The 2125-nt window shown below is 64.1% G+C and carries 2 protein-coding genes; both read left to right on the forward strand.

Annotated elements, in window-relative coordinates; all coding sequences use genetic code 11:
• Positions 1-1654: vWA domain-containing protein (locus L9Z73_RS29635; RefSeq protein WP_247408450.1), on the forward strand; the 1654-nt coding region annotated here is incomplete at its 5' end.
• Positions 1654-2125: ATP-binding cassette domain-containing protein (locus L9Z73_RS29640; RefSeq protein WP_247408451.1), on the forward strand; the 472-nt coding region annotated here is incomplete at its 3' end. The genes L9Z73_RS29635 and L9Z73_RS29640, both read left to right, overlap by 1 nt.

The following is a 2125-nucleotide window of genomic DNA, read 5'->3' on the forward strand; positions in this document are numbered from 1 at the left end:
CGACGGCTGGTTGCCGGCCGCCCAGGTCAGCGACTGGAAGCAAAGCCTGGTGCTCAAGTTCACCGAACGTTCCGGCCGGGCGCCGGTTATGTTCCTGCGCCAATCCGGCGAAGTGGAAAAGCTGCTGGCCGATCCCGCCGCCGCCAAAGGCGTGCTGGCCAAGGCGCAGAACAACCGCGACGACAACGGCCAGGTCCTGGCCCTGGAACCGGCCGCCAGCGCCGTGCCGCAGAACCAGTTCTACCTGTTGCCGATCTTCGATTCCAAAGAGAGCTTCGACGAAAACGGCCAGCCGGTGCAGTTGCTCAACGTTGCGTCCATCGACCCCGGCAACCGCGCGCTCGCCAAGCCCGCGACCCCGGTAATCAACGCCAACGCTGATGCCTTCCGCACCGCCGTGGTGTTGGTGGTCGACACCACCGTGTCGATGCAGCCGTATATCGACCAGATCCGCGATGTGGTCCACGAACTGCAAACCCGCATCGCCGAACGGGGCGAGTTGGACAGCGTCAGTTTCGGCCTGGTGGGTTTTCGCAGCAGCATCAAGAAAACCCCAGGCCTGGAATACGTGGCCAAGACTCTGATCACCCTCGACCAGGGCCGCGACCCGCAGCGCTTCCTCGACCTGGCGCGTGAGGTCAGGGCGTCCAGCGTGTCCAGTCATTCTTTCAACGAGGACGCGTTTGCCGGAGTGATGCAGGCGGTGGAAGGCATGGACTGGTCTGGCTATGGCGGCCGTCTGATCTTGCTGGTCACCGACGCTGGCGCGCTGCGCAAGAACGACCCGTTCGCCGCCACCCAGATGAACGAAGCAGAAGTGCGCCAGGCGGCGCTGGGCAAGCAGATCAAGATCTACGCCCTGCACCTGCGCACCGATGCTGGCAAGAAAACCCATGGCGGCGCCGAAAGCCAGTACCGCATCCTCACCGCCGACGCCAACCCGCAGATCGGCGACCTGTACACGCCGGTGCCGGGTGGCGATGTGCGCAAGTTGGGCGAGCGCGTCGATGAGATCGGCACGGTGTTCGCCAACCTTGTGCATCAGGTGCGCAATGACACGCCGCAGCCGGTACCGTTGTTGAGTGCCGCGCCGAGCCTGGCGGATAAATCCGCCGCCGTCGGCTACGCCATGCACATGGACTTCCTTGGGCGCAAAACTGCAAGCCAGGCGCCGCAGTTGGTCAGCGCCTGGACCGCCGACCGCGACCTGACCAACCCGGCGCTGCCGGCGTTCCAGGTGTGCGTGATGTTGACCAAATTGCAGCTCAACGACCTGCAGCAGTCGCTGAAACTGATCGTCGACGCCGCCCGCAAAACCCAGACCTCGCCCAAAGACTTCTTCCAGGAAATCGCCAGCGCCTCGGCCTATATGAGCCGCGACCCGCAGGCCCTGCGCAAGGGCGGCAATCTGGCCGATGGCGGCATTCTCGGCGAATACCTGGAAGGCCTGCCGTACCGCAGCAAGTCGCTGAACATGACCCAGGATCTATGGCTGTCGTTGAGCGTGGCCGAGCAGGAAGACTTTATCGACGAGCTGGATTCGAAGATCCGCCTCTATGAAACCTTCCACAATGACGTGGCCAACTGGGTCCGTTTCGGCGATGCCGAGCCGGGCGATGCGTTGTACCGCGTGCCCTTGTCGACGCTGCCGTAATGCTGAACCTGAACGCGGTCCACAAGAGCCGGGGCGTCGGTAGCCAGCGCTATAGCCTGGCGATTCCGGCGTTGCACCTGCGCGCGGGTGAGCAAGTGGCGATTGTCGGGCCGAGCGGGTGTGGCAAAAGCACCTTGCTCGACCTGCTGGCCCTGGTGCTCGCACCGGATCAGGTGGACCGGTTTGAATTCAATCAGACCGACATCGGCGGCTTGTGGCGCGCCGATCGGCAGACCGCCTTGGCCGACCTGCGCAGCCGGCACCTCGGTTATGTACTGCAAACCGGCGGTTTGCTGGGTTTTCTCGATGTGCGCAGCAATATCGCCTTGTCCCGGCAATTGCTGGGGTTAAAGGACGATGGCAGCGTGGCGCGCCTGGCCGAGCAATTGGAGATCAGCGATCAGTTGGCCAAGAAGCCGGCGGCGCTGTCGGTCGGCCAACGCCAGCGCGTGAGCTGCGCCCGCGCCCTGG

Origin of the sequence: Pseudomonas emilianonis, assembly GCF_023072625.1 — a bacterium.
In the GTDB taxonomy this organism is placed as follows: Bacteria; Pseudomonadota; Gammaproteobacteria; order Pseudomonadales; family Pseudomonadaceae; genus Aquipseudomonas; species Aquipseudomonas paraveronii.